Source organism: Glycomyces sp. TRM65418, assembly GCF_019710475.1.
Lineage (GTDB): Bacteria > Actinomycetota > Actinomycetes > Mycobacteriales > Micromonosporaceae > Glycomyces.
Genome location: NZ_JAJFAX010000001.1, coordinates 840,502 through 866,214, shown reverse-complemented (window position 1 = coordinate 866,214; position 25,713 = coordinate 840,502). Strand labels below are relative to the sequence as shown.

24 protein-coding genes are annotated in these 25,713 nt (G+C 70.6%); 14 read left to right on the top strand and 10 right to left on the bottom strand.

All coding sequences use genetic code 11. The features are described 5' to 3' along the window. Positions 1–78: 78 nt before the first annotated feature. Positions 79–411, top strand: coding sequence for an oxidoreductase (locus K3N28_RS03985; RefSeq protein WP_228091176.1), 333 nt, complete (start codon positions 79–81; stop codon positions 409–411). A gap of 267 nt (positions 412–678) precedes the next feature. Here K3N28_RS03985 and K3N28_RS03980 read toward each other — a convergent pair whose 3' ends face one another. After that, positions 679–2,136 carry a leucyl aminopeptidase gene (locus tag K3N28_RS03980; RefSeq protein WP_228091175.1) on the bottom strand — a complete coding sequence of 486 codons (1,458 nt, stop codon included), beginning with the start codon at positions 2,134–2,136 and terminating at the stop codon, positions 679–681. 117 nt (positions 2,137–2,253) lie between these two features. On the opposite strand from K3N28_RS03980, the gene gcvT reads away from it, so the two are divergent. The 6 genes from gcvT (at position 2,254) to K3N28_RS03950 (ending at position 10,336) form a co-directional block, all read left to right on the top strand. Then, the gene (gene gcvT, locus K3N28_RS03975; protein ID WP_228091174.1) at positions 2,254–3,354 is read left to right on the top strand and encodes a glycine cleavage system aminomethyltransferase GcvT; all 1,101 of its coding nucleotides are present in this window, start codon (positions 2,254–2,256) and stop codon (positions 3,352–3,354) included. Between the two features lie 394 nt (positions 3,355–3,748). Beyond that, positions 3,749–5,059 carry a Gfo/Idh/MocA family protein gene (locus K3N28_RS03970; RefSeq protein WP_228091173.1) on the top strand — a complete coding sequence of 437 codons (1,311 nt, stop codon included), beginning with the start codon at positions 3,749–3,751 and terminating at the stop codon, positions 5,057–5,059. A gap of 75 nt (positions 5,060–5,134) precedes the next feature. Further along, the gene (gene uxaC / locus K3N28_RS03965; RefSeq protein WP_228091172.1) at positions 5,135–6,571 is read left to right on the top strand and encodes a glucuronate isomerase; all 1,437 of its coding nucleotides are present in this window, start codon (positions 5,135–5,137) and stop codon (positions 6,569–6,571) included. Next, on the top strand, positions 6,568–7,866 hold the full coding sequence (locus K3N28_RS03960; protein WP_228091171.1) for an enolase C-terminal domain-like protein: 1,299 nt from the start codon (positions 6,568–6,570) through the stop codon (positions 7,864–7,866). Before uxaC ends, K3N28_RS03960 begins: the two co-directional genes overlap by 4 nt. Continuing rightward, a complete protein-coding gene (locus tag K3N28_RS03955; RefSeq protein ID WP_228091170.1) occupies positions 7,863–9,224 on the top strand; it encodes a mannitol dehydrogenase family protein in 1,362 nt (453 codons plus the stop codon). Before K3N28_RS03960 ends, K3N28_RS03955 begins: the two co-directional genes overlap by 4 nt. Further along, the gene (locus K3N28_RS03950; protein ID WP_228091169.1) at positions 9,221–10,336 is read left to right on the top strand and encodes a Gfo/Idh/MocA family protein; all 1,116 of its coding nucleotides are present in this window, start codon (positions 9,221–9,223) and stop codon (positions 10,334–10,336) included. Before K3N28_RS03955 ends, K3N28_RS03950 begins: the two co-directional genes overlap by 4 nt. 76 nt (positions 10,337–10,412) lie before the next feature. Here K3N28_RS03950 and K3N28_RS03945 read toward each other — a convergent pair whose 3' ends face one another. Further along, positions 10,413–11,825, bottom strand: a complete 1,413-nt coding sequence (locus K3N28_RS03945; RefSeq protein WP_228091168.1) for an RICIN domain-containing protein — start codon at positions 11,823–11,825, stop codon at positions 10,413–10,415. Between the two features lie 194 nt (positions 11,826–12,019). Continuing rightward, positions 12,020–12,982, bottom strand: a complete 963-nt coding sequence (locus K3N28_RS03940) for a polysaccharide lyase family 1 protein (RefSeq protein WP_228091167.1) — start codon at positions 12,980–12,982, stop codon at positions 12,020–12,022. Between the two features lie 247 nt (positions 12,983–13,229). Between K3N28_RS03940 and K3N28_RS03935 the strand changes: the two genes are divergently transcribed. Further along, positions 13,230–14,198, top strand: coding sequence for an acetylxylan esterase (locus K3N28_RS03935; RefSeq protein ID WP_228091166.1), 969 nt, complete (start codon positions 13,230–13,232; stop codon positions 14,196–14,198). A 54-nt stretch (positions 14,199–14,252) separates the two neighbouring features. Here the strand turns inward: K3N28_RS03935 and hisN are convergent, their stop codons facing one another. The 3 genes from hisN to aroA form a co-directional block, all read right to left on the bottom strand. Further along, positions 14,253–15,053, bottom strand: coding sequence for a histidinol-phosphatase (gene hisN / locus K3N28_RS03930; protein ID WP_228091165.1), 801 nt, complete (start codon positions 15,051–15,053; stop codon positions 14,253–14,255). A 65-nt stretch (positions 15,054–15,118) separates the two neighbouring features. After that, positions 15,119–16,150 (bottom strand): ribosome small subunit-dependent GTPase A, encoded by a 1,032-nt coding sequence (gene rsgA / locus K3N28_RS03925; protein WP_228091164.1) that lies wholly within the window; start codon positions 16,148–16,150, stop codon positions 15,119–15,121. Continuing rightward, complete coding sequence (gene aroA, locus K3N28_RS03920) at positions 16,150–17,472, bottom strand: 3-phosphoshikimate 1-carboxyvinyltransferase (RefSeq protein WP_228091163.1); 1,323 nt, start codon at positions 17,470–17,472, stop codon at positions 16,150–16,152. Before aroA ends, rsgA begins: the two co-directional genes overlap by 1 nt. A gap of 160 nt (positions 17,473–17,632) precedes the next feature. Between aroA and K3N28_RS03915 the strand changes: the two genes are divergently transcribed. The 4 genes from K3N28_RS03915 (at position 17,633) to rsrA (ending at position 20,422) form a co-directional block, all read left to right on the top strand. After that, the gene (locus tag K3N28_RS03915) at positions 17,633–18,370 is read left to right on the top strand and encodes an SOS response-associated peptidase (protein WP_228091162.1); all 738 of its coding nucleotides are present in this window, start codon (positions 17,633–17,635) and stop codon (positions 18,368–18,370) included. Positions 18,371–18,519: 149 nt separating this feature from the next. Beyond that, a complete protein-coding gene (locus K3N28_RS03910; RefSeq protein ID WP_228091161.1) occupies positions 18,520–18,873 on the top strand; it encodes a WhiB family transcriptional regulator in 354 nt (117 codons plus the stop codon). 470 nt (positions 18,874–19,343) lie between these two features. Further along, positions 19,344–20,123, top strand: a complete 780-nt coding sequence (locus K3N28_RS03905; RefSeq protein ID WP_228091160.1) for a sigma-70 family RNA polymerase sigma factor — start codon at positions 19,344–19,346, stop codon at positions 20,121–20,123. After that, entirely contained in the window at positions 20,120–20,422 is a 303-nt protein-coding gene (gene rsrA, locus K3N28_RS03900) for a mycothiol system anti-sigma-R factor (RefSeq protein ID WP_228091159.1), read from the top strand. The genes K3N28_RS03905 and rsrA overlap by 4 nt, the downstream gene beginning before the upstream one ends. A 76-nt stretch (positions 20,423–20,498) precedes the next feature. Here the strand turns inward: rsrA and K3N28_RS23245 are convergent, their stop codons facing one another. Both K3N28_RS23245 and K3N28_RS23465 read right to left on the bottom strand, forming a co-directional pair. Beyond that, positions 20,499–21,092 carry a TetR/AcrR family transcriptional regulator gene (locus tag K3N28_RS23245; RefSeq protein WP_255640253.1) on the bottom strand — a complete coding sequence of 198 codons (594 nt, stop codon included), beginning with the start codon at positions 21,090–21,092 and terminating at the stop codon, positions 20,499–20,501. A gap of 81 nt (positions 21,093–21,173) precedes the next feature. Then, positions 21,174–21,248 carry a 50S ribosomal protein bL37 gene (locus tag K3N28_RS23465; protein ID WP_374209694.1) on the bottom strand — a complete coding sequence of 25 codons (75 nt, stop codon included), beginning with the start codon at positions 21,246–21,248 and terminating at the stop codon, positions 21,174–21,176. A gap of 330 nt (positions 21,249–21,578) precedes the next feature. Here K3N28_RS23465 and K3N28_RS03890 point away from each other — a divergent pair, with 330 nt between their 5' ends. Together K3N28_RS03890 and K3N28_RS03885 are read left to right on the top strand one after the other, a co-directional pair. After that, the gene (locus K3N28_RS03890; protein ID WP_374209693.1) at positions 21,579–22,610 is read left to right on the top strand and encodes an SIS domain-containing protein; all 1,032 of its coding nucleotides are present in this window, start codon (positions 21,579–21,581) and stop codon (positions 22,608–22,610) included. 81 nt (positions 22,611–22,691) lie between these two features. Continuing rightward, entirely contained in the window at positions 22,692–23,921 is a 1,230-nt protein-coding gene (locus K3N28_RS03885; RefSeq protein ID WP_228091157.1) for a hypothetical protein, read from the top strand. A 66-nt stretch (positions 23,922–23,987) separates the two neighbouring features. On the opposite strand, the gene K3N28_RS03880 is transcribed toward K3N28_RS03885, so the two are convergent. Continuing rightward, the gene (locus tag K3N28_RS03880; RefSeq protein ID WP_228091156.1) at positions 23,988–24,446 is read right to left on the bottom strand and encodes a GNAT family N-acetyltransferase; all 459 of its coding nucleotides are present in this window, start codon (positions 24,444–24,446) and stop codon (positions 23,988–23,990) included. 94 nt (positions 24,447–24,540) lie between these two features. Beyond that, positions 24,541–25,704: a DNA-processing protein DprA gene (gene dprA, locus K3N28_RS03875; protein ID WP_228091155.1), complete on the bottom strand. Its 1,164-nt coding sequence runs from the start codon at positions 25,702–25,704 to the stop codon at positions 24,541–24,543. Positions 25,705–25,713 lie beyond the last annotated feature (9 nt).

The window sequence follows — 25,713 nt, the reverse complement described above, 5'->3', positions numbered from 1 at the left end:
CATGTGCGGCTGGACACAGGCGTGTTCGCGCCTGTGTACGCTTGGAATCCACGCCTCGAAGGTGCGGGAGGATCGGCTGTGGGGTTGTTCGGACGAAAGAAGAAACAGGGCAAGGGCACACTGGACCGAGCCTCTGACAACGTGGACCAGCGGCATCTGGTCGATTTCATCAAGACGCGGACGGGCGTCGAGGCGTACATCGAGCCGAAGACCACCGTCACCCAGACCACGGTCATGCTCGTCGCCCACGACGGCGAATGGACGCGGCGGCGCGTCGACGGCCCCGCGGGCGCGTTCGCCCTGGGCCGCAAGCACAGCATCCCCGTGTACGAGGTCGCCAAGACCGGGTATCCGCAGCGCAAGCGCGATTTCGACGCGCGCCGGAAGCTGGAGCAGCAGCGCCGCCAGTAGACGATCCGGGGCCGGATTCGAGGATTCGAATCCGGCCCCGATGATGACGATCGCGCAATATTCAGCGCACTTTCCCGCCACATGGTCGTGAGCGGGTCGCGCCTCCGGCCGGACCGCGTCTTCCCGACGCGGTCCGCCGGTCTTTCAGCACTCGGTCAACGCCGCCGCTTCGGTGCGCGACGCCGCCGCGCTGCGCTTTCCGTCCGCGGTCACAACGCACTGCGCCTCCGGTTCGCGATCACGCCGCACTGCGCCTCCGGTTCGCGATCACGCCGCGAACTCCTCCAACGCCGCCACCAGGGTGCGCACCGGCACGCCCGTCGCGCCCTTGGCGATGTACCCGTACGCCGCGTCCGAGTCGGCCGGTCCGGCGATGTCGAGGTGGGCCCACGGGATCTCGTCGGGCACGAACTTCGACAGGAAGATCCCGCCCTGCACCATGTGGCCGTCGCGCTTGAGGCCCGTCGCGCACTGCGACACGTCGGCGATCGGGGACTCCATGAGCTTCACGATGTCCTCGGGGAACGGCATCGGCCAGCCGTGCTCGCCCGTGACCTCGCCGAGGCGGCGCAGCCGCTCGGTCTCCTCCTCGGAGCCCATGAGGCCCATGGTGCGCCGCCCGAGCGCGATGAGCTGCCCGCCCGTGAGCGTGGCCACGTCGTAGACCGCGTCGGGCTCGTCCTCCAGCGCCCGCGAGAGCGCGTCGGCGAGCACCAGGCGGCCCTCGGCGTCGGTGTTGAGGACCTCGACGGTCATGCCGTTGCGGATGGTGATCACATCGGAGGGCCGGAACGAGGAGCCCGACAGCATGTTCTCGGCCAGCGCCACCGTGCAGGTGACGGCGACGTTCAGGCCCAGCTTCGCGGCGGCGATCGTCGCGCCCACGACGGCCGCGGCCCCGGCCATGTCGCCCTTCATGGCCCACATGCCCGCGCCCGGCTTGATGTTGATGCCGCCGGAGTCGAAGGTGATGCCCTTGCCCACGAGCGCGACGTGCTTGGCCGCGCCCTCGGGCCGGTAGGAGAGGCGGACCAGGCGCGGCTGCGCGTCGGAGCCGCCTCCGACGGCCAGGACGCCGCCGTAGCCGCCCTCGGCGAGCGCTTCGCCGTCGAGGATCTCCACGTCGAGGCCGGCCGCGGTCGCGGCCCGCTCGATCTCGACCGCGAAGGCCGGCGGGCGCAGGAGGTTCGCGGGCGTGTCGGCCCAGTCCTTGACCAGCGCGACGCTCTCGGCCAGCACGGTCGCCTTGGCGGTCGCGGCCTCGTTGGCGCCGTAGACCGCGATGGACTCGGGCGCGGCGTCGCCGCCGCCGTCGGTCTTGTAGCCCGCGAACTTGTAGGCGCCCAGGGCCGCGCCGACGGCGGTGGCCTCCGGGTCGCCCTCGAACGCGATCGCCACCGAGGTCTCGCCGAACGCGGCGCGCACGGCGGTGCCGGCGGCGCGGCGCAGGGCCTCGTCCTCCAGGTCCTCGGCGTCGCCGAGGCCGACCGCGAAGACGAGCTTCGCGGCGAGTCCCTCGGGCGCGGGCAGTCGGGTGAGCGAGGAGGGCCCGCCGGTGTTGCCGAGCACCGCGAGCTGCTCGGCCAGGCGTCCCCCGAAGGCGGCGTCGACGCCGGAGAGGCTCTCGGGGATCGCGGGGGCGTCCTCGCCGGAGAAGACCCCGACGACGAGCACTTCGGCGTCGGCGGCCGCGATGTCGCCGGAGGCGCTGATCAGGTCAGTCACTGTCCATCCTTATGGGTTCGGGTCCACGGCGCGCGGGTCGGCGGGCCGGAGGTTCCGTGAGTGGGGACCAAATGCTCCGATCCTAGTCACTGGGACGGGCACGATAGGCTCTGTGCCATGTCCGCCGCGCCTGAGCTCACAACACCGCCATTGACCTCGCCGTTGCACGAACGCCACCTCGCCCTCGGCGCCAAGTTCGCCGAATTCGCGGGCTGGGACATGCCGCTCCAGTTCCCCAGCGGGGTGCTGGCCGAGCACCAGGCCGTGCGCACCGAGTGCGGGGCGTTCGACGTCTCGCACCTGGGCAAGGTCTGGGTCACGGGCGAAGGCGCGGCCGCGTTCGTGAACCGGTGCCTCGCGAACGACCTCGACCGGATCGGGGCGGGCGGGGCCCAGTACACGCTGTGCCTGGACGAGTCCGGCGGCGTCGTGGACGACCTCATCGCCTACCGCTTCTCCGACGACCAGGTCTTCCTGATCCCCAACGCCGCCAACACCGCCGAGGTCGTCCGGCGGTTGACCGAGGCCGCGCCGGAGGGCGTCGAGGTGCGGAACGTGCACCACGGCCTCGCGGTGATCGCCGTGCAGGGGCCCGAGTCGCCGCGCATCCTCGAATACCTGGGCCTGCCGCACGACCACGACTACATGACCTTCCGCGAGCACCTGGTCGACCACCACAACGTCATCGTCTGCCGTTCCGGCTACACCGGCGAGACCGGCTACGAGCTGGTGGTCCCGAACGAGGCCGCCATGGACCTGTGGGACGGGATCCTCGTCGCCGGTGCGCCGCCATGCGGGCTCGGCGCGCGAGACACGCTCCGCCTGGAGATGGGCTATCCCCTGCACGGGCAGGACCTGAGCCTCGACATCACCCCGGTGCAGGCGCGCCTGAACTGGGCGATCGGCTGGGACAAGCCCGGGTTCTGGGGCAAGGCCGCGCTGGAGGCCGAGCGGGCCGAGGGCCCGAAGCGCCGGTTGTGGGGCCTGGAGGCCACCGGCAAGGGCGTCCCGCGCGCCCACATGAACGTCATGGACGGCGACGCGGTGGTCGGCGAGACCACCTCGGGCACGCACGCGCCGACGCTCAAGAAGGGCGTCGCGCTGGCGCTCCTCGACGCCGCGTACAAGCCCGGAGCGGCGCTCGAACTCGACGTGCGGGGCCGCCGCCTGCCGGTGCGGGTCGTGAAACCGCCGTTCACCGAGGCCACTCCCAAGTGACGCCGCGGCGGGGCGCGCTGCGCCCCGCCGCTCTCCGCCGTGCGGTTCACGCCTTCCGCGAGGCGCCGCAGCAGCCGCCGGCCGAGCGCGTCGGGGGCGAAGCAGCCGAAGCCCGCGAAGCACCTGCCGATCTCGTCGGCGTACTCCTGCCGGGCGGCGCGTTCGCGGCCCGTCCCGCGTCTCCTTTCGGCGACGCCACCCGGCCCGCACCGCCCCATCGGAAACTTCCACGATCACTGAAAACAGGAAATCCGGAGGTTCGGCGGCCTGCCAGACCGCTCTCGACGGAAGACCAGGTCAAGGGTGTGACGCAGGCGAATCCGCGGCCCCAGCTCTTGCTTGGCAACCGGTTCTCCGATAGCGTTTACCAAAACCTCGCCGACGAAGGAGTCACATGCCTGGCACGCCGCATCGCTATGCCCTCGTGGGGACCGGATCACGCGCCACGATGTACGTCAAGGCCATCACCGAGCGGGGTGACAAAGCCCGACTGGTCGCCCTCGCCGACCCCAACCCCAAGCGGATCGCGCACCACTCCGCGGCCGTCGAAGCCGCAGGCCACCCCGCCCCGGCCGCCTACCCCGCCGCCGACTTCGACAGGCTCCTGGCCGAGACCGACCCCGACACCGTCATCGTCACCTCGGTCGACGCCACCCACCACGAGTACCTCCTCGCCGCGCTGGCCGCCGACAAGGACGTCATCTGCGAGAAGCCGCTGACGACCACCGCCGAGCACGCCGCCGCCATCCTCGAAGCCGAGGCGGCCTCGAAGGGCACGGTCACCGTCACCTTCAACTACCGCTACAACCCCCTCCACGAGAAGGTCGCCGAACTCCTGCGCGAAGGCGCGATCGGCGAGGTCACCTCCGTGGGCTTCGACTGGCTCCTGGACACCCGCCACGGCGCGGACTACTTCCGCCGCTGGCACCGCGAGGCCGCCAACTCCGGCGGGCTCCTCGTCCACAAGTCCGGCCACCACTTCGACCTCGTCAACTGGTGGCTCGACGCCGCGCCCGTGAGCGCCTTCGCCAAGGGCAAGCTCGCCTTCTACGGCGAGAACGGCAAGCGCACCGGCCACGACCGCGGCTACGACCGCGTCCACGGTTCCCCCCTCGCCTCGGACGACCCGTTCGCGCTCCACATGGAGGACAGCGCCGGCCTCAAGCAGATGTACCTCGACGCCGAAGACGAGGACGGCTACATCCGCGACCGGTCCGTGTTCGCCCCCGGCGTCACCATCTACGACGACATGATGGCCCTGGTCGACTACGACTCGGGCGTCACGCTGTCCTACCGGCTCACCGCCTACTCCCCCTGGGAGGGCTACCGCGTCCACTTCAACGGCACCCAGGGCCGCCTCGAACTCCTCGTCGTCGAGAACGACCACGTCAACCCCGCCCTCAAGGGCCCCAACGGTGCCTCGCTGCACGGCACCCACGAAGCCCCCGAAGAAGGCTGGTACGAGCTCACCCTCCACCCCTTCTGGACCAAGCCCCAGAAGATCGACCTCGGCGACTACAACCGCGCCGGCCACGGCGGCGGCGACGTGCGCATGCTCGGCGTCCTCTTCGACGGCGACACCGACCCCCACGACCGCTCCGCGAACGCCCAGGACGGCGTGAACGCCCTGGCCGCGGGCCTCGCCGCGAACGCGTCCATAGCCTCCGGACGGCCGGTCGAGGTCGCCGACCTCTTCAAGCGATAGAAAGATCCCCTCCATGAATCCGCACCCGTCACCCCGCCTGACCGGTTCGCCTCGCCCCAACCGGAGTCAACGCCGATGAACCTGCACCCCGACCGGCTCTTCCCGGCCGACGAGCGCACCCGGGCGATCGCCCGCGAACTCCACCAGCGCACCACCGACCTGCCGCTGGTCAGCCCCCACGGGCACGTCGACCCCCGCCTCATGTCGGAGAACCAGCCGTTCCCCGACCCCGCCCGGCTGTTCGTCGTCCCCGACCACTACCTGACCCGGATGCTCTACAGCCAAGGCGTCACGCCCGACCAGCTCGGCGTCCCCTCGGCGAAGGGCGAGCCGTCCGAAGTCGACGGCCGCACCATCTGGCGCCGCTTCGCCGAGCACTACCACCTCTTCCGCGGGACCCCTTCGAAGCTGTGGCTCGACTACACCTTCGCGGAGGTCTTCGGGATCTACAAGGACCTCGGCGCCGACACCGCCGACGAGTTCTACGACCACCTCTCGGCGCGGCTCTCCGAACCGGCCTACCGGCCCCGAGCCCTGTTCGACCGCTTCAACATCGAGGTCCTCGCGACCACCGAGTCCCCGGTGGACTCCCTGGAGCCGCACGCGGCGCTGGCCGAGATCCCGGCCGACGGCGGCCGCAGATGGGGAGGCAAGGGCGGCAAGGTCGTCACGACCTTCCGGCCGGACAACCTGGTCGAGCCCGACTGGCCCGGCTGGCGCGAACGCGTCGAGCAGCTCGGGGCGATGACCGGGGAGGACACCTCCACCTTCGACGGCTTCCTCGCCGCCCTGCGCCGACGCCGCCAGGACTTCATCGCCGCCGGGGCCACCTGCTCCGACCACGGCAACCGAACCGCGATGACCGTCGACGACCCTCAGAAGGCCGCCGAGGTCTTCCGCAAAGCGTTGGCCGGGGAAGCCGACGAGAGGGAGATGCTGCTCTTCCCGGCGCTCATGCTGGTGGAGTTCGCGCGCATGAGCGTCGAAGACGGCCTGGTCATGCAGCTGCACCCCGGTTCGTGGCGCAACCACAACCAGTGGCTGTACGAAGGCTGGGGACGCGATGTCGGCGGCGACATCCCGGACCTCAACACCTACACGCGCGGCATCAAGCCCCTGCTGGACGCCTTCGGCAACCACCCGCGTTTCCGGATCGTCCTCTACACCCTGGACGAGACGGTCTTCAGCCGTGAGCTCGCGCCCCTCGCAGGCGGGTACTCCTCGGTGTTCCTCGGCGCCCCGTGGTGGTTCCTCGACTCGCCGGAGGGCATGCGCCGCTTCAGGGAGGCCGTGCACGAGACCGCCGGGTTCTACAACACGGCCGGGTTCGTGGACGACACGCGAGCGTTCTGCTCGATCCCGGCCCGGCACGATCTGGCCCGCCGGATCGACGCCGCCTTCCTCGCCCGGCTCGTCGCCGAGCACCGCATGACCGAGGACGAGGCCGGGGAAGTGGCCGTCGACCTCGCCTACAACCTCCCTCGCAAGATCTACGGATTGGAAGCCCAGTGACGACCCGGATCGAACGCCTCGAAGTCCACGACGTGCGGTTCCCGACCGCGACCGCCGGCGACGGCTCGGACTCGATCAACCGCGCCGACTACTCGGCCTGCTACGTCGAGCTGTTCACCGACGGCGGCCCCACCGGCACCGGCTTCACCTTCACCGGCGGGCGCGGCACCGAGATCGTCGCCCAGGCGGTCAAGGCATTCGCGCACCTCGTGGAGGGCAAGACGATCGAGGAGATCTTCGCGAACCCGGTCGAGTTCTCCCGCTCGATCGTCCAGGAGCCGCAGATTCGCTGGCTCGGCCCCGAGAAGGGCGCCACCCACATGGCCGTCGGCGCGATCGTCAACGCCGTGTGGGACCTGCGCGCCAAGCTCGAGGGCAAGCCCATGTGGCAGCTGCTCGCCGAGATGGACTCCGCCGAACTGGCCGCCCAGATCGACTACCGCCACATCGAGGACGAGCTCACCCCCGCGGAGGCCGAGGCCATCCTGGACGAGGGCCGCATCGGCTACGAGGACCGCCTCAAGGTCCTCCAGTCCGACGGCTTCCCGGCCTACACGACCTCCGTGGGCTGGCTCGGCTACTCCGACGACAAGGTCCGCGCCCTCACCGAGCAGGCCGTCGCCGACGGCTGGGCCGCCGCGAAGATGAAGGTGGGTTCGCCCGACGTCGCCGACGACGTGCGCCGCGCCGGGATCATCCGCGACGTGCTCGGCCCCGACCGCCTGCTCATGATGGACGCCAACCAGATCTGGTCCGTCCCCGAGGCGATCGCCAACATGCGCCAGCTCGCGGCCTTCGACCCGTACTGGATCGAGGAGCCCACCCACCCCGACGACATCCTCGGCCACGCCAAGATCGCCAAGGCCGTCAACCCGATCCGGGTCGCCACCGGCGAGGTCGCCGCCAACCGCGTCATCTTCAAGCAGCTCCTGCAGGCCGAGGCCATCCGCGTCTGCCAGATCGACGCCTGCCGCGTCGGCGGGATCCCCGAGGTCCTCGCGACCCTGCTCATGGCCGCCAAGCACGGCGTCGACGTCTGCCCGCACTCCGGCGGCGTGGGCCTGTGCGAGTACGTGCAGCACCTGGGCATGTTCGAATACCTTCGAGTGGGCAAGACCTTGGAGGGCCGCATGATTGAGTACGTCGACCACCTGCACGAGCACTACACCGACCCCGTCACCGTGGTCGACGGCCGCTACCGGGTGCCGACCCAGCCGGGTTACTCGGTGACGCTCAAGGACGAGTCCATCGCCGAGTTCTCGTTCCCCGACGGCCCCGCGTGGCTGCGTTCATGAGCGAGGTCCTGAACAACGATCTCCTGAAGCGGCTCCCCGGGGACGTGCGCGTCCCCGGGGACCGCCCCGGGAACGCCGGCGTCCTCCACATCGGAGCGGGAGCGTTCCACCGGGCCCATCAGGCCGTCTACACCGACGACACCGACTGGGGCATCACCGTCGCCGCGCCCCGCTCGCGCGACGTCATCGACGCCCTCGCCGCGCAGGACGGCCTCTTCTCGGTCGCCACCCTCGGTCCCGAGGGGGCGTCCATGCGGGTCGTCGGCGCCATCGTCGACACCCTCCACATCGCGACCGAACGCGAGCGCGCCCTCGACCTGATCGCCGCCGACACCACCCACGTCGTCACGCTCACGGTCACCGAGAAGGCCTACCGCGACCCCGAGGGCGTCCCCGGGCTCCTCGCCGCAGGCCTCGCGCGCCGCGCCGCCCGGGGCGGCCCGCCGCTCACGATCCTGTGCTGCGACAACCTGCCCGACAACGGCAAGACCACCCGCGCGGCCGTCGAACCCCTCCTCGACCCGGCCACCCGCGCGTGGGCCGACGAGCACGTGACCTTCCCCTCGAGCATGGTCGACCGGATCGTCCCGGCCTCCACGACGGCCACCTACGACCGCGCGCTCGCCGGACTCGGCGTCACCGACCTCGCCGCCGTCGAAGCCGAGCCGTTCAGCCAGTGGGTCATCGAAGACGACTTCGCCGGGCCCCGGCCCGACTGGAACGCCACCTTCACCAACGACGTCGCCGGATGGGAGCGTCTGAAGCTGCGCACCCTCAACGGCGTCCACTCCGCCCTCGCCTACCTCGGCGCCCTCGCCGACGTCGAGACGATCAGCGAGACCCTGGCCCTCCCCGGCGCGGAGGACTTCGCGCGGTGGCTCATCAGCGAGCAGATCGCGCCGAGCTTCGCCCCGCCGGACGGGCAGGACACCGTGGCCTACGGCGAGGACGTCCTCGAACGCTTCGCCAATCCCGGCATCCGCCACCGGTGCCTCCAGATCGCCATGGACGGCTCGCAGAAGCTCCCGCAGCGCCTGTTCGCCACCATCGCCGACCTCGCCGACGCCGACGTCGCCCGCGACCTCATCGCGCTGCCGCTCGCGGCCTGGACCCGCTTCTGCTCCGGACGCAGCGACGCCGGAGCCGAACTGCCCCTCGACGACCCGCTGGGGGACGTCATCCGCCGGCGCCTCGCCGCCGCCGGGCCGGACCCCGCCGCGCGCATCGACGCTATCCTCGGCTTCCGACAGATCGTCCCCGAACCCGTCGCCGACGACCACCAGCTGCGCCGGGCCGCCGCCAAATGGCTGCGCGAACTCGACCGGCACGGCGTCGCCACCACCCTGGAGCACCTGTGACAGAGAGCATCCCCCGCATCGCCCTTGTGGGCGCCAACGGCTACGGCCTGCACCACCGCCGCAATCTCGAACCCCGCCGCCGCGGCGGCGAGATCGCGTTCGTCGGCATGTGCGACACCGCCCGGATCCACGAGGACGCCTCGGCGCCGATCGGCGACATCCCCGTCTTCGACGACTACCGGGCGATGCTCGACGCCACCGACCCGGACGTGGTGATCATCGCGACCCCGCCGCCGACCCACCTGCCCATCGCCGGCGACGCGATGCGCCACGGCTGCGACGTCTACCTGGAGAAGCCCCCGGTCGCGAACCTGGAGGAGTACGCCGCGCTCTACGACGTCATGACCGAGACCGGCCGCAACGTCCAGGTCGGCTTCCAGGCCCTCGGCTCGCACGCGTTCAACACGCTGCGCGACGCCGTCGAGGACGGGCGGCTCGGCGACATCCAGGCCGTCAGCGTCGCCGGGTCCTGGCGCCGCCCCGACTCGTACTACCGCCGGTCCCCTTGGGCGGGAAAGCGGGAGGTGAACGGCGTCCTCGTCGCCGACGGTGCGCTCGCCAACCCCTTCGCGCACGCCTCCCAGGAGGCGATCGCCCTGGCGGGGGACTGGCCCCTCGACGGGGCGATCGAGCTGGAGCGGCTGCGCTGCCGCGAGGAGATCGAAGTGGACGACACCGCGGTGTGGCGCGCCACGAACCGGAACGGCGTCCGGATCACCGTCGCCGTCACCCTCTGCGGCGACCGCAAGATCGAAGGCGACATCTACGTCAAGGGCACCGAGGGGGAGGCCTGGTTCGAGTACCCGACCGACCGCCTCCGCCTGCCCGGCGAGGCCGAGCCCACGCAGTACGGCCGCACGGACCTCCTCGAGAACCTCCTGGCCCACCGCCGCCGCGGCGTCGGCCTCATCTCGGGCCTGCGCCGCGCGAAGACCTTCACCGGCTTCCTCGAACGGGTCCTCAACGACCCGATCCCGCGCCTGGTGGACGCCTCGCACCTGGAGCGGGTCGGCGACGACCCGGTGACCATCCTAAAAGGCGCCGACCAGGCCGTCGAGGACGCGGCGAGGCAGGGCCGACTCTTCAGCGAACTCGGCCTGCCCTGGGCCTGAGCCGTTCTGGGCGAACGCCCTCCCCTGGATCTGAACGCGAACGGGCCTCCGCGAACGCGGAGGCCCGTTCACGCGCTCAGCGGGCGCCCGCGCCGCCGCTGACGATCGAGGCGACCTGCGAGGGCGTGTCCATCTGGAAGCTGTACGGGACGCTCCCGACCGACCCGCTGGAGACCGGGTTCGGCGAGTTCACGACGTGGTTGTTGCGGGAGACGACGCTGCCGGCCGGCGAGGACCCCTGTCCGAGGTCGACCGTGCGGTTGCAGTTCTCGAAGTAGTTGCCTTCGACGATGACCCCGGCCTCCTGCGTGGTCGCCACGCAGTACGAGCCGATGTTCCGGTAGTAGTTGTTGTAGACGTGCACCGGGTTGCCGAAGCGGACGCGCGGGGTGCGCTGGTTGGTGCCGTTGAAGTAGTTGTGGTGGTAGGTCACCCTCAGGTGGCCCCGGTCCTGGCTCCCGTTCGAGTCGGAGTGGCCGAGCAGGCAGGTCTTGTCGGTGCCGTTGAACCGGTTCCAGGAGACCGTGACGAAGTCCGAGCCGCGCTTGACGTCGCAGGCGCCGTCGTGGCCGGTCCCGAAGGTGTTGTGGTCGATCCAGATGCGGGTCGACCCGTCCTGGATGTTGATCGCGTCGTCCGACCAGTTGTCGAACGTGAGGTTCTGGACGATGACGTTGCTGACGCCGTCGATGTCGAGACCGCCGCCGGTGATCCGCGCGCCGGCGTTGCCGATGATCGTGGTGTTGGAGCCGACGTCGTTCATGCCGGACAGGTTGATGGTGCCGCTGACGCGGATGACCTTGGCCGTGTTGCCGCTCATGGCCGAGACCAGGGCCGAGGCCGAGGTGACCGTCTGGGGGGCGGCGTTGCCGCCGCCGGTGGTGCCGCCGTTCTGGGTCGCCCAGCCGACCAGGCCGGTCTGGCCGCCTCCGCCGCCACTGGCCGGGACGAGCTGCCACTGCTGGTTCGGCTCGCCGGTCGGGTCGTACTGCGAGATGCGCGAGCCGGCCGAGGTCGACCACTCCCACACGTCGAGGGCCTTGCCCGAGAAGCGGTTGACGAGTGTGGCGTAGCCGCCGGACTCGGTCACCCGCCACTGCTGGTTGGTGGCGTTGAGGTCGTCGTACTGGGCGATGGTGGCGCCGTTGTCGGGGTTCCACTCCCAGACGTCGAGCACTTTGTTGGAGTGCCGGGCCTGGACGCGGTAGTAGCCGTCGCCGCTGTCGATGAACCTGAACTGCTGGTTGTTCGCGTTGGTCTGGTTGTACTGGATGATCTCCGCGCCGTTGGCGGTGCTCAGGTCGAGCACGTCGAGGACGAGGCCGGAGTGTCGGGACTTGAGGTAGTACCAGGTGCCCGGGGTGAGCGCCTGTGCCGGGGAGGCGGCCCACAGGCCCGCCGAGGCCGCCACGGGGACGGCTGCGGTCAGACCGACGACTTTCCAGAATCCGCGGCGGGTGTGCTTGCCGCCGAGGTGGTTGCTCTCCATGCGGGGAGTCCTTCCGAGAGAGGGGGAGATCGATAACATCGATACACATCGATTTATGGAGGGTAACCGATTGACAAATCCCCGTGCAAGCACTTGCCGGATTTTCCTACAAGGGCCGGACGGTGCGCGTGGGGCGGCCGCCGGGAGGCCGCGGCCTCCCGGCGGCCGCCCCTGGACGGTGCCGGGATCCGTGGTCAGCGAGCGCCGGCGCCGCCGGTCACGATGGACTTGACCTGCGACGGCGTGTCCAGCTGGAAGCCGTAGGGCACGCCCGAGACCGAGCCGCGGCTCGTGGGGGCGGGGGAGTTGACGAGGTGGTTGTTGCGCGACACGATCCGGCCGGGGCCCGAGGAGCCCTGCCCGATGTCGACGGTCCGGTTGCAGTTCTCGAAGTAGTTGCCCTCGTTGATGACGCCGGCGTCCATCGTGGTCGCGATGCAGTAGGAGCGGACGTTGGCGTAGTAGTTGTTGTAGACGTGGACGGGCTCGGCGAAGCGCACGCGGGGGGTGCGCTGGGTGGTGCCGTTGAAGTAGTTGTGGTGGTAGGAGACCCGCAGCTTGCCGCGGTCGGCGGTGTGGCCGTCGCTGTGGCCGAGCAGGCAGGTCTTGTCGGTGCCGTCGAACCGGTTCCAGGAGACGGTGATGAAGTCCGACTCGCGTTTGATGTCGCAGGCGCCGTCGTTGCCGGCCTCGAACGTGTTGTGGTCGATCCAGATGTTCCGCGAGCGCTCCTCGACGTTGATGCCGTCGTCGGAGTAGCCGCGGAAGCGCATGTTCTGGATGATGACGTTGGAGACGGTGCGGAGGGTGAGGCCGCCGCTGGTGAAGACGGCTCCCGAGTTGCCGATGATCGTGGTGTTCGAGCCGACCCTGACCATGCCCGAGAGCTGGATGGCGCCGCTGACGCGGACGATCTTGCGCGCGTCGCCGCTGACGGCGGAGGCGAAGGCCGAGGCCGACGAGACGGTCGTCGTGCTTCCGCCGGAGCCGCCGGTGGTGCCGCCGTTCTGCGTGGCCCACCCGACCGGGCTGCCCGACTGCGCGTGGGCGGCCGGGAGGTCCCCGGCGAAGGGCGCGGCGGCCGCGCCGAGTGCGACGGCCCCTGCGGCGGTGAAGAGACGGCGGCGCGAGTGCCGGCTGTCGAAGACCTGTTCCATGTTGATGATCCTTCCGGGAATGCACATATTTATGTGCATCGATAAGTTCGTGCATGTGACGGTAGACCCGATCGGACAGCGTTTGCAAGAGTTTGGACCGAAATAGAAACAAACGGGGTGAACGGCGAGTTCCCGGCCAGGTCGGGCGCTTGGCAACCGGTGGTACTGGCGGGATGGCCCGTACCGCGAGACGGGAGGGAAAGCGGTTGCTGTGGTGTTCTTCGTTGGGTCGTGCTACAAACGCTCCATGGCTCTTTTCGACCTCCCCCTGGACCAGCTCCGCGAGTACCGGCCCGACGTCCCCGAACCGGCCGACTTCGACGAGTTCTGGAAGCGGACCCTCACCGAGTCCGCCGCCCACGACCTCGACGTGCGGCTCGAACCGTACGACGCCGGCCTGGTCACCGTGGACGTCCACGACGTCACCTTCGCGGGGTTCGGCGGTCACCCCATCAAGGCCTGGCTCGTCAAGCCCAAGGGCGTCGAGGGCCCCCTGCCCTGCGTGGTCGAGTACATCGGCTACTCCGGCGGCCGCTCCTATCCTTGGGTGCACACCATGGTCCCCGCCGCCGGCTGGGCCCACTTCGTCATGGACACCCGCGGCCAGGGCTACGGCAACTGGCAGCCCGGGGACACCGGCGACCCGTACGGCACCACCGGTCCCACCAACAAGGGCTGGATGACCCAGGGCATCGAATCCCCCGAGCACTACTACTACCGGCGCGTGTTCACCGACGCCTACCGCGCCGTCGACGCCGCCAAGGGGCTCGAGGGGATCGACCCCGACCGCATCGTCGTCGCGGGTGGCAGCCAGGGCGGGGGCATCGCCCAGGCCGTCGGCGGCCTGCGCGACGACCTCGCGGGCGCGATCGTCGACGTGCCGTTCCTGACCCACTTCCGCCGCGCCGTGACCATCACCGATGCCTTCCCCTACCAGGAGATCGTCGAGTTCCTCGCGGGTCAGCGCCTCCGCGAGGACGTCGTGTTCGGCACGCTGAACTACTTCGACGGCCTCCACTTCGCCGCCCGCGGCACCGCGCCCGCGCTCTACTCGGTCGGCCTGATGGACGACATCTGCCCGCCCTCCACCGTCTTCGCGGCCTACAACCGCTGGCAGGGCGAGAAGCGGATCACGGTGTGGCCGTGGAACAAGCACGAAGGCGGCGGCGTCCACGTCCGCCGCGAGCACCTGGACTTCCTCGCCCAGCGCCGATAGCCCCCCGACCAGCAGCGAAAGGGCCCGGTCGACCGACCGGGCCCTGCCGCACGGCTACGACTCGCGGATCTTGAGGCGCTCCAGCGCCTGCTCGTGCAGCAGGCCGTTGGTCGCCAGGGCCGAACCGCCGTCGGGGCCCGAACGGCCCCGCAGGTCGGTGAACGTGCCGCCCGCCTCCTCCACGATGAGCGCCAGCGGCGCCAGGTCCCACAGGGCCACTTCGGGTTCGGCGACGACGTCCACGCACCCCTCGGCGAGCAGGCAGTACGAGTAGAAGTCGCCGAAACCGCGCTCGCGCCACGCCTCGTGGAGGAGCGCGAGCATCGCGCCCTGGCGGTCGAGCTTGGTCCAGCCGGTGATCGAGGAGTAGCTGACCGACGCGTCGGCGAGCTTCGCGACCTTGGAGACCTGGATCCGCTTGCCGCCGCGCTGGTCGCGGCCCGCCCAGGCGCCCGCGCCCTTCATGGCCCACCAGCGCCGCCCCAGCGCCGGGGCGCTCACGACGCCGACGACGGGCTCGCCCCGGTCGAACAGGGCGATGAGCGTGGCCCAGATCGGCACGCCGCGCACGTAGTTGCGGGTGGCGTCGATCGGGTCGATGACCCACTTGCGGCCCGAGGCCCCCGGGTTGTCGCCGAACTCCTCCCCGTAGATCCCGTCGCGCGGCCGCGCGCGCCCGAGCGTGGAGCGCAGCACCTCTTCGATGGTGGTGTCCGCGTCGGAGACCTCGGTCATGTCCGGCTTGGTCGAGATCCGCAGGTCAGAGGACCGGAACCGGCTGGTGCCGATCTGGGCGGCGCTGTCCGCGAGCAGGTGCGCGAGGCCGAGATCGTCGTTGTAGCTGGAGGTGGGCATGCCGACATCCTACTGAGGCCCGGAACGGGCCCACGACCAGCGAGGCGAGGAGCGGACGAACGCCGTCAGTTCTTGGTGTCGGCCTCGTGGAGGGAGGCCAGGACGCGCCGGAACGAGGCCAGGCGGCCCGCCCGGGGGTCGTCCGGTCCGATCGCCGCGTCCAGGGCGCAGTCGCCGATCTCGGGGGTGTGCGTGCACCCCCGCGGGCAGTCCTCCGCGACCGCCTTCAACTCGGGGAACGCCTTGAGGATCGAGTCGGCGGTGACGTGCGCGAGCCCGAAGGACCGGACGCCGGGGGTGTCGATGACCCAGCCGCCGCCGGGCAACTCGAACGAGACGGTGCTGGTGGAGGTGTGCGAGCCCTTGCCGATGGCGCGGACCTCGGCGACGGCGCGACCGGCTCCGGGGACGAGGCGGTTGACGAGCGTGGACTTCCCGACGCCGGAGTGGCCGAAGAACACGTTCTCCTTGCCGCGCAGCAACGCCCGGAGTTCGTCCAGCGGCGCGTCCGGCTCGGTGGTCACGATCGTCAGATCGAGCTGGGAGTAGTACGAGCGGACCTCGTCGACCAGTTCGGGCGCGAGGTCGTGCTTGGTCAGGCACAGCACCGGCGCCACGGCGGCGTCGTAGGCGGCCACGAGGCACCGGTCCACGAACCCGTAGCGCAGCGGCGGGTCGACCAGGCTGGCGACGACGACGAGCTGGTCCACGTTCGCGACGACCACGCGCTCGCTCGCGTTCTCGTCGTCGGCCGAGCGGCGCAGCTCGCCGTGGCGCGGTTCGATCCTGACGATCCGCGCGAGCGTCCCGGGGTTTCCCGAGAGGTCGCCCACGAGCGCGGCGCGGTCGCCGACCACGATGGACTGCTTGCCGAGCTCACGGGCCTTCATGGCCGTGACGGGCGCGCCTTCGACCTGGCAGGTGTACCGGCCGCGGTCGACGGCGGTCACGAAGCCCTCGCGGGCGTGCTCGTGCTTGGGGCGGATCTTGGTGCGCGGCCGGGAGCGGCGGGTGGGCCGGACTCTGACGTCGTCCTCGTCCCAGTCCCCGTCCTCGTCGAGATCCGTGTCGTCGGGGTCCCAGTCCGGTTGCGGCACTAAGCCTCAGCTCCTTCCGCATTGCCGCGGCCGAAGATCGTCCGCTCCCAGACCGAGGCGAAGTCGGGCCAGGTCTTGGACACGCACGCCACGTCGTCGAGTCGGAGGCGCGGGATCACGAGCCCCGCGACCGCGCCCGCGTGGGCCATGCGGTGGTCGGCGTAGGTCTTCCAGGTGCCGGTGGTGGCGCCGCCCTTGTTGACGCGGAAGCCGTCCTCGAACTCCTCGACGTCGGCGCCGATCTTGCGCAGCTCGGTGACCAGGGCCGAGATCCGGTCGGTCTCGTGGCCGCGGATGTGCGCGACGCCCCGGATGGTGAACGGCCCGCGGTTGACGCCGAACAGGGCCGCCAGCGAGGGCGTCAGCTCGGAGGCGTCGGCGAGGTCGAGTTCGGCGGGGATCGGCCGCGGCGAGCCGACGACGGTGAGGCCGCCGCGGCTCCACTCGACCCGGGAGCCCAGCTGCGTCAGGAGGTCGCGGATCCTGTCGCCGGCCTGCGTGGTCTCGGTCGGCCAGCCTTCGACGGTGACCCGCCCGCCGACGGCGACGGCCGCGATGAGGAACGGCGCGGCGTTCTGGAGGTCGGGTTCGATGACCCACTCGCGCCCCTGCAGTTCGCCGGGCGCGACCCGCCAGCGGTTCGGCTCGCTGTCGTCCACCTCGGCCCCGGCCTCGCGGAGCATCTGGACGACCATGTCGAGGTAGGGGCGGCTGGGCACCGGCCGGTCGCCGACGTGGCGCAGGTCCAGGCCCTGCTCGAAGCGGGGCGCGGCCATGAGCAGCGCGCTCACGAGCTGCGAGGTCTTCGAGGCGTCGACGGCGAGCTCGCCGCCTTCGACGCGGCCGGCGGCGTTGACGGTGAACGGCAGCGCGAGGCGTCCGCCGTCCTCGATCGCCACGCCGAGGTCCCGCAGGGCCTTGATGACGCCGTCGTTGGGGCGCTTGCGGGCGTGCGGGTCGCCGTCGAAGGCGACCGGGCCGTCGGCGAGCGCCGCCACGGGCGGCAGGAACCGCATGACGGTCCCGGCGAGGCCGCAGTCGACCTCGGTGCCGCCCTTGAACGCGCCGGGTGCGACGGTCCACCGCTCGTCGTCGGCGGTGTCCACGTCGACGCCGATGGACCGGAGCCCTTCGACCATGAGGAGCGTGTCGCGCGCGATGAGCGGCCGCCGGATCGTGGAGGGGCCGGACGCGAGTGCGGCGAGGACGAGGGCGCGGGCGGTCATCGACTTCGAGCCGGGCACGCGGACGACGGCGTCGAGCTCGGCCTCCGCGTACGGGGCCTCCCAGCGGCGCTTCTTGGGAGCGGCGGTTGCGTTCACGTCGCCATTCTAGAGGCCCGCAGGCGAGGGGCCGGACCGTCGGCGCACCGGGGTGGCGCGGGCGGGCCGCCTCCGGCGTCGGCGGTCCGGGCGTCGCCGGTCGCGCCGGTGTCGGCAATGGAGGAGCCGGAATGTCGGTGCCCGGGGTTACGGTGTGATCATGTGCGGAAGGTACGCCAACACGAAATCGAGCCCGAGCATGGCCGCGCTCTTCGACGCCGAGGACCTCATCGCCGGGGCGGATGGAACTGACGGCTCGCAAGCGCCGCCGAGGTGGGACCCTCGCTACAACATCGCGCCCACGGCGCTCGCACCCGTGGTGCGCCGCTCGAAGTCCCGCGACGACCGGGTCGTCGAACTGGCACGCTGGGGCCTGGTGCCGCCCTGGGCCTCCGACCCGGGCATCGGCACGCGCATGTTCAACGCGCGCATCGAGACCGTCGCGACCTCGCGCGCCTACAAGCGCCCGTTCGCCGCGAAACGCGCGCTCGTGCCGGCCGACGGCTGGTACGAGTGGCGCAAGCTCCCCGGCGGCGGCAAGCAGCCCTACTTCTTCACCCGGCCGGGCGGCGTCGTCTTCGCCGGCCTCTGGGAGAGCTGGAAGCGGGAGGAGGACAACCTGCTCACCTTCACCGTCCTGACGTGTCCGGCCATGGGCGAGGCGATGGCGACCATCCACGACCGGATGCCGTACGTCCTGCCTCCCGAGCGGTTCGCCGCCTGGTTGGGGGAGGAGGACGCCGAGGAGGCCGAGCTGCTCGCCGGTCCCTCCCCGTCGCTGCCGGAGGAGCTGGAGATCCGGAAGGTCGGCCGCGCGGTGGGCCGCGCCGGCAACGAGGGCCCCGAGCTGATCGAACCGGTCGATGAGGAAGGCCCCTCCACGCTTCCCGGACTGTGAACTCGGTCACTACTGCTGTTCGTTGGTATCTGTACCCCATGTCGTCGGTCTTTCGTGTACAAGCCGTCGCAGGCTGAAGGGAACCGCTTCCCGCGTCGAGGCAATCGCGCGGGGAGGGTCCGCGACGGAAGGGAAATTGGGAGGCAGCAATGCGGCGAATCCGCCCCGATGAGGTGGCTCGAGCCCGGAGAGACCCCCGGCTGCTCGATGCCGCCGAATACCGCAACGAGATCATCAGAGGCGCCTACCGGATGAGCGGTGACGACTGGCTCCGTCAAGGCAACTGCGCCGAGGCCGAGCCCGACGTCATGTACCCCGAACCCCGGGAGCCCATCGAGCAGGCGCTCGCGATCTGCTCGTCCTGCCCCGTGCGCACGCCGTGCCTGGTGCGGGCGCTGGAAGCCCGCGACCGCCACGGCATCTGGGGCGCCACGGCTCCCCGCGAGCGCCGCGCGATGATCGAGGTCTGGAAGGACATCAACCCCTTGGCCGTCGGCGCTTAGCCGAGCGCGCCGAATCGAAAGCCGCGACCGCCTGCCCCGGCGAGGTCGCGGCTTTTCGTCGTCTCGGGAGCGGCCGGGGGAGAGTGACCTCCCCGGGCCGGCGGCGGTGTCAGGTCCGCCGGCTCGGGGCAGGCACTGGGAGATCACACGGCGGTTTCCCGACGCGTGTAAGACCCTTCCGGGCCCTCTCACCATAACGACCACTCGCACCGTAAGCGACTATTTCAGACCGTTAGGACACTTTTAATGGTGATTTGCGGCTCCGTGCATCGGGTTCGCCCCGCTCTCGACCGGGTTCTCACGCCGTGTGTCGGAGACGACTCGGGCCGTTTCGCCGACGGCGGAATGAACCCCTGCCGATCGACGTTGTGAGATGCGGGTCCCGCACCTCGGCGAACCGGCCACACGCCCGGTGAACTGCGGCGGAGGGCCTCACGGGCCGCGAAGTCTGCACAGAAGGAGCCCATCGCATGACCACCACCGTCCGCGGACGCGAGGACGAGCGCCTGGCCGCTCTGTTGAGCGGTCCCGAATGGTCCCCGTCCCTGAGCGGCGATCCCTTGGTCGGCGGCGTCACGGCCGCCGGTATTTCCTCCCTCCCCTCCGACGCCGCTGCCGTAGGCTCGGGTTCGGGCGACGAGAGGGAGACGGTGACCGAGGCAGGCAGCGAGAGCACCCAGGAGCGGCGAGCGCGGTTCGAGCGCGACGCCATGCCCCTGATCGACCAGCTCTACGGCGCCGCGCTGCGCATGACGCGCAACCCCGCGGACGCCGAGGACCTGGTCCAGGAGACGTTCCTCAAGGCCTATTCGAAGTTCCACCAGTTCCGCGAGGGCACCAACCTCAAGGCGTGGCTGTACCGGATCCTCACCAACACGTACATCAACTCCTACCGCAAGAAGAAGCGCCAGCCGCTGACCTCGCCGACCGACGAGATCACCGACTGGCAGCTCGCGGACGCCGAGTCGCACTCCGCCACGGGGCTGCGCTCGGCCGAGACCGAGGCGCTCGACCGCCTGCCGGACTCCGACGTCAAGGACGCCCTCCAGCGTCTGGGCGAGGACTTCCGCCTGACGGTCTACCTCGCCGACGTCGAAGGCTTCTCCTACAAGGAGATCGCCGACATCATGGGCACGCCCATCGGCACCGTCATGTCCCGCCTGCACCGGGGCCGGCGCCAGCTGCGCCAGCTGTTGAGCTCGTACGCCGCCGACCGCGGCATGTCGCCCGCACGGGAGGTCCAGCAGTGAGCGCCACCGAGCCGCCGGAGAAGCCCCAGCTCGACTGTCGCGAAGTGCTCGAAGAGGTCTACCTCTACCTCGACGCCGAGTGCTCCGACGTCCGCCGCGAAGTCATCCGCGACCACCTCGACGAGTGCTCGCCGTGCCTCTCCGAGTACGGCATCGAGCAGGAGGTGCGCACCATCGTGCACCGCTGCTGCAGCCAGGAGAAGGCGCCCGACGAGGTCAAGGAGCGCCTGCGCCGGAAGCTCAGCGCGATCGAGCAGGTCAGCGACCTCTTCAGCGAAACCGCCGAACGCGAGCGCTGAACACGCCGATCGGGCCCGCCGGCAGCCGGGCCCGACCCTGTTCCATGCTGCATCGGGCCGCGCTGCGCGGCCGTCTTCAGGAAGTCGACTTCTCGGCGTGGTTGGATTCGATCATGCCGATGGAGATCTGCAGCGACGCCTCGCGCAGGTCCTCCTCGGAGTCGTCCCCGCGCGGATAGGTGATCCAGTTGCTGTAGAGCGTCGTCAGCGCGTCCCACGCCCGCAGGCGGTGGATGAGCGGATCGGTCGGCTCGGTCAGGAGCGCGTGGAGCCTGCGGATGCGCATGCGGAAGACCGACATGCGGTCCAGGTGCGTCAGCGCGGCCTGGTTGTACTGCATGAACCTGAGCACCGGCACGTGCGAGCGGATGACGTCCGCGTAGCGGCGCAGCAGCTCGGTGCGGGTCTCAAGGTCGCGGGGCCGCGAGTCGCCCCACTCGCAGATGCGGTCGACGTCCTCGGCGTAGGAGTCGAAGAAACTCGCCGCGATGTCTTCCTTCGTCTTGAAGTGGTAGTACAGCGCGGCCTTGGTGACGCCGAGCTGTTCGGCGATCTCCCGCAGCGAGGTGCGTTCGTAGCCGTGCTCGCTGAAGAGGGCGATCGCGGTCTGCTGGATCCGCTCGCGGGTGCTCGGCTGCTGCTCGCGCGCTTCGCGCGGCGCTTCGGTCATGTGCGCAATCTCGTTCTCGGCCGGTGAGTCCAGTGCGATCGCGGGGCAGTCGCGACCTGGGCCGCCTGCCCCGCCACGCCACTAGCTGTTCGGCCGCTTCCCGTGGTTCGCGGCCTTCTTCTTACGCGACTTGCGCTTGCGGGCAGCTTTCGCCATGGCTCCTCCTCGGTGGTCGGGAATTCAGGGGTCAACCTTACCGGCACCTGCGCGAGTGTCCGGAGGGCAGGCGCACAGAGCATTGACGTGCGCGGCAACTCGGGGCAGGGTTGAAGGGCCGACGAGGGCGAAGCGAGAAGGGCCGACGGCGGTGGACGGGCGTGGTCGGGGTCGACTACGCTTCTTTATAAAGGTTTGTTTAATATTTTGTGGTCCCCGTGTGACAAGGAGCGTCAAGTGAACCAACCCCAGGTCGGCGCCACCGACGGCATCAGCGCAGCCCCCACCGGCCCCGCCGCGGACGCCGTGGACGAGCGGCCCGGCGCCGGCATGGCCGCCGACATCGCCGAGCAGCCCGACGTGTTCGCCGGCGTCCTCGACCGCGGCGCGACCGAGATCACCCGGATCGCCGCCATCATCGCCGAGCGGCGCCCGCGCTCCATCGTCTTCACCGCCCGGGGCACCTCCGACCACGCCGCGCTCTACGGGGCCTACCTCACCGAGATCCGCCTCGGCCTGCCCGCGAGCCTCGCCAGCCCCTCGGTCGTCACCGTCTACGACGCCCGGCCCGACTGGTCCGACTCCCTCGTCATCGCCGTCTCCCAATCCGGCGGCTCGCCCGACCTCGCCCAGGTCATCGCCGCCGCCCGCGCTTCAGGCGCCCTCACCCTCGCCGTCACCAACAATCCCGACTCGCGCCTCGCGGACGAAGCCGAACTGCACCTCGACGTCCGGGCCGGCCACGAACGCGCGGTCGCGGCCACCAAGACCTACACCGCCGAGCTGCTCACCCTCCTGCTCCTCATCGAAGGCATCCGCACCGGCACCGGCCGCCTCGACGCCGCCGAGGCCGCCGCCCTCGACAAGCTGCCCGAGCTCGCCCGAAGCGTCCTCGACAACGACGAAGCCGCCGAACTCGCCGGCCGCTACCGCTTCGCCTCCCGCTTCGTCACCACCGGTCGCGGCTACGCCTACCCCACCGCACGCGAGACCGCGCTCAAACTCATGGAGACCTCCTACCTGCCGTCCCTCGCCTTCTCCGGGGCCGACCTGCTGCACGGACCCCTCGCCATGACCGACCCCGGCGTGCCCGTGCTCGCCGTGGTCGGCGCGGGACCGGGCGGTCATGCAATGTGGAACGTCCTCACGCAACTGGGCAAGCAGCGCGCCGACGTGGTCATCGTCGGCGCCGCCGACGTTCCGGGCCAGACCGCCCGGCTCGCCACCCCCTCCGTCGACGAACGCCACGCCGCGCTCCTCGACATCCTTCCGCTGCAACGACTCGCACTTCATCTGGCAATCGAGCGCGGCGAGAACCCCGACGCTCCAAGAGGTCTCAAAAAGGTCACCGAGACGGTGTGAGCCCAGCTCCCGGCCCCCGGATCCGCGTGTGTTCACCTTCGGTTCACCGAATTGTTCACCCGTCTCCGTACACTCTCAGTCATGCAGGCCCCACCAGCCGCGCAGGCCGGCACCACCGAGATCGTCTGGCATGACAGGCGATACCGTGCGCGTGCGATCGCCGGAGGCGCCGCATTCGAGCTGTACTCGGACACCCGCGAAGACGGGTTCCAGCCCAACGGCAACAGCTTCCACCGCTACGTGCACGCCTCCGAAGTGAGCAGCACCGGCGGGGAACTGCTGCTGGCCGGCGTCGCGCCGCTGTCGGTCCCGGTCATGCCCGGGGCCGACGCCACCACTGTGCACCAATACAGCCAGAACCCGCGCATCGGCCCCACCGAGCGCGCGCTCGTCTCGGCCGTGCGCGCCACCGCGTTCGTCACCACCGGCACCCGCATGATCAAGCCGCTCAGCCGCCACCAGGTCGCCCGGCAGCTCACCACCGGGCCGCTGGTCAGCGGCGTGTGCTTCCGCGAGTTCGACGTCGCGCACCTGCGCACCCCCGAAGCCCGAGTGGTCCTCTCCGGCGACCCCGACGACGCGCGCGACACCGCATTCGCGCTCCGCTGGAAGGCCATCTGCGCCTGCGACTACACCAGCACCGAGGCCGCCAACTTCCCCGGCCTCGTCGGCATCCCCGGACGCGAGCGGCGCGGGTCCATGATCCTGGGGACCGGGTTCCTGCCCAGCGGCACGCACCTCATCCCCGAATTCGTGACCGCGGACTTCGCCGACCTGCCGCTGACCGCCCGCGCCGAGATCCTCGCGTACACACCGGACGGCGCGGAGATCGCGCTGTTCCAGTACCAACCGCAGACGAACGTGTGGAACCGCATGGCCGGGGCCCGGCACCGCGACCTCGTGAACCGCATCCCCGGCCTGGAGACCGGACGGGCGCTGTTCCGGACGAACCCCTCCGTCCACGCAGGACTGATAGGGGACCACGAAGGCGAACGCGTCCCGGTGACGGCCGACCCGGGCCACGGGTTCAGCGTCTACGCCCGCGGCGCCACCAGCCGCAGTCCGGTGACCCGCCCGCAGCGCTTCTACACGCGGGCGCGCTGGCGGGACATGGACGTGCTCGCGCTGGGCCGGAACGAGGACTGGGTGCGGGTGCGCCTGTGCCAGCCGGACATCGAGGCGATCATGGCCACCGACGCGACTTGCGTGGAACGCGGCGTCTACGAATGCTGGGCCCCGCGGGGCGAACTCGAACACCCCCGCATGGTCACCGTCGACTACCCGACCGGCCTCAACCCGGCGGCCTGCTGAACCGGGACGTTTCGGCGCGACCGCTCGCGCCCGATCGCGCCCCGAGCCTCGGTTCGGGGGAATCCATCAGCCGAGCGCGATCGCTCCGACGATCTGACCGGCGAACTCCTGCCCGGTCGGTTCGAACCCCATTCGGCGGTAGAAGCCCTCGGGACCGTTCGCGCCGGGCTTCCACAGCACGGTCGCCCGGGTCGATCCGCGCCGCCGCGCCTCCTCCAACACGGACTCGACGGCGAGGCGGCCGTAGCCGAGCCCTTGGCTTCCGGCATCGACGTTGAGCCGCCAGATGCCGCAGCGAAAGCACTCGATTTCGGCATCCGGATCGAAGCCCCCCATCACGAAGGCGACCGGCCGGTCGCCGGCGTACACCAAGCGCGGCCACGCCGTCTTGTAGGAGGCGTACGCCTCGGCCAGCGAATGCGCGACCGGGGCCACGAACGCTGCTTGCTCGGGAGCGACCTTGATCTCCAAGGCCTGCTCGACGTTGTCCGGCGTGACGGGCTCGAGCCTGAGTTCGCGGTTCATGCCGCCAACCTATCGACCGAGACCGACGCTCCCGGCCACCGCGATCCGCCGGACCCAGCACGCCGCTCCCGAAGGCGGCGGGCTCGGGATCCGGTCAGCATCGGCCTCCTCTCGCCAGTCGCCAGCGGTCGTCGATGCGGTCGACCCAGCCGATGCTTCGGAGGCGTTCGAGCGTCTCCGCGGCGGTCGCCGCCGGGACGCCGGCCGCTGCCGCCAGGCGGTCGGTCTCGACCACGTAGCCCCTCGGCAGCGCTTCGACCAGGCGGGCTTCGACTTCCGTCAAGCGATCGAAGGGTCGGCGATGGGGCGGCGGCGGGGTCGCGAGCGGACCGCCGATGCCGGTGAGATCCTCGATGACCTCCTCGGCCCGGGTCACCAACCGGGCTTCCCACGGCTCCCTTGCCAGCTGATGGACGCCCACCGACATCGAAGAGGTGACCGGTCCCGGCGTGAACATGAGGACCCGGCCCAGCTCGGCCGCATGGCGGGCGGTGTTGCGGGCTCCGGAGCGGCAGGCGGCCTCGATGACCACCGTGCCGGCCGTCAACGCGGCGATGACGCGATTCCTCGTGAGGAAGCGATGCTTCATGACGGTGGAACCCGGCGGCCATTCGCTCACGAGGAGGCCCTTCTCGACGATGAGATCGAACATCGAGCGGTTCCCCTTCGGATAGGGCTCCTCGACGCCGCACGCCAGGACCGAGACCGTTGCGCCGCCTCGCGCCAGCGCGCCCAGATGCGCGGCCCGGTCGATGCCGAAGGCGCCGCCGGACACGATGGTCCAGCCCGCTTCGGTCAGATCGGCCGCGAGATCGTCGGCAAGATGCTGGCCGTACTCGCTCGCCGCACGGGAACCCACGATGGCGACCGAGCGGCGGCACAGTCGCGACAGGCGCTGACGGCCTCGGACCCACAGGCAACGCGGCGGCCGCACATGCGGTTCGTCGGCGTCGCAGACGAGCAGGAGGTCTCGGAGCTGATCGGGCCAATCCGGATCGCCGGGTATCAGGACCCGCGCGCCGCAGGCCTCGGTCGCCGAAGCGATCTGCGCCGCCCGATCGGCGGGATCGTGAGTGCACGCCACCGCCGCGCTCGTGAGGCGTCGGAGGCGGTCGGGAACGTCGCCTTCCCAGAGACGTTTGACGGTCTCGATCGGACCGCTCTCGTCGATCAGGTCGTCGAGTTCGGCGTCGCCCGGCTCGACCATCGAGGACAGGAGCATGAGGGCGAGGCGGGGATCGTCGGGCAGGTCGGTCACGGGTCCTCC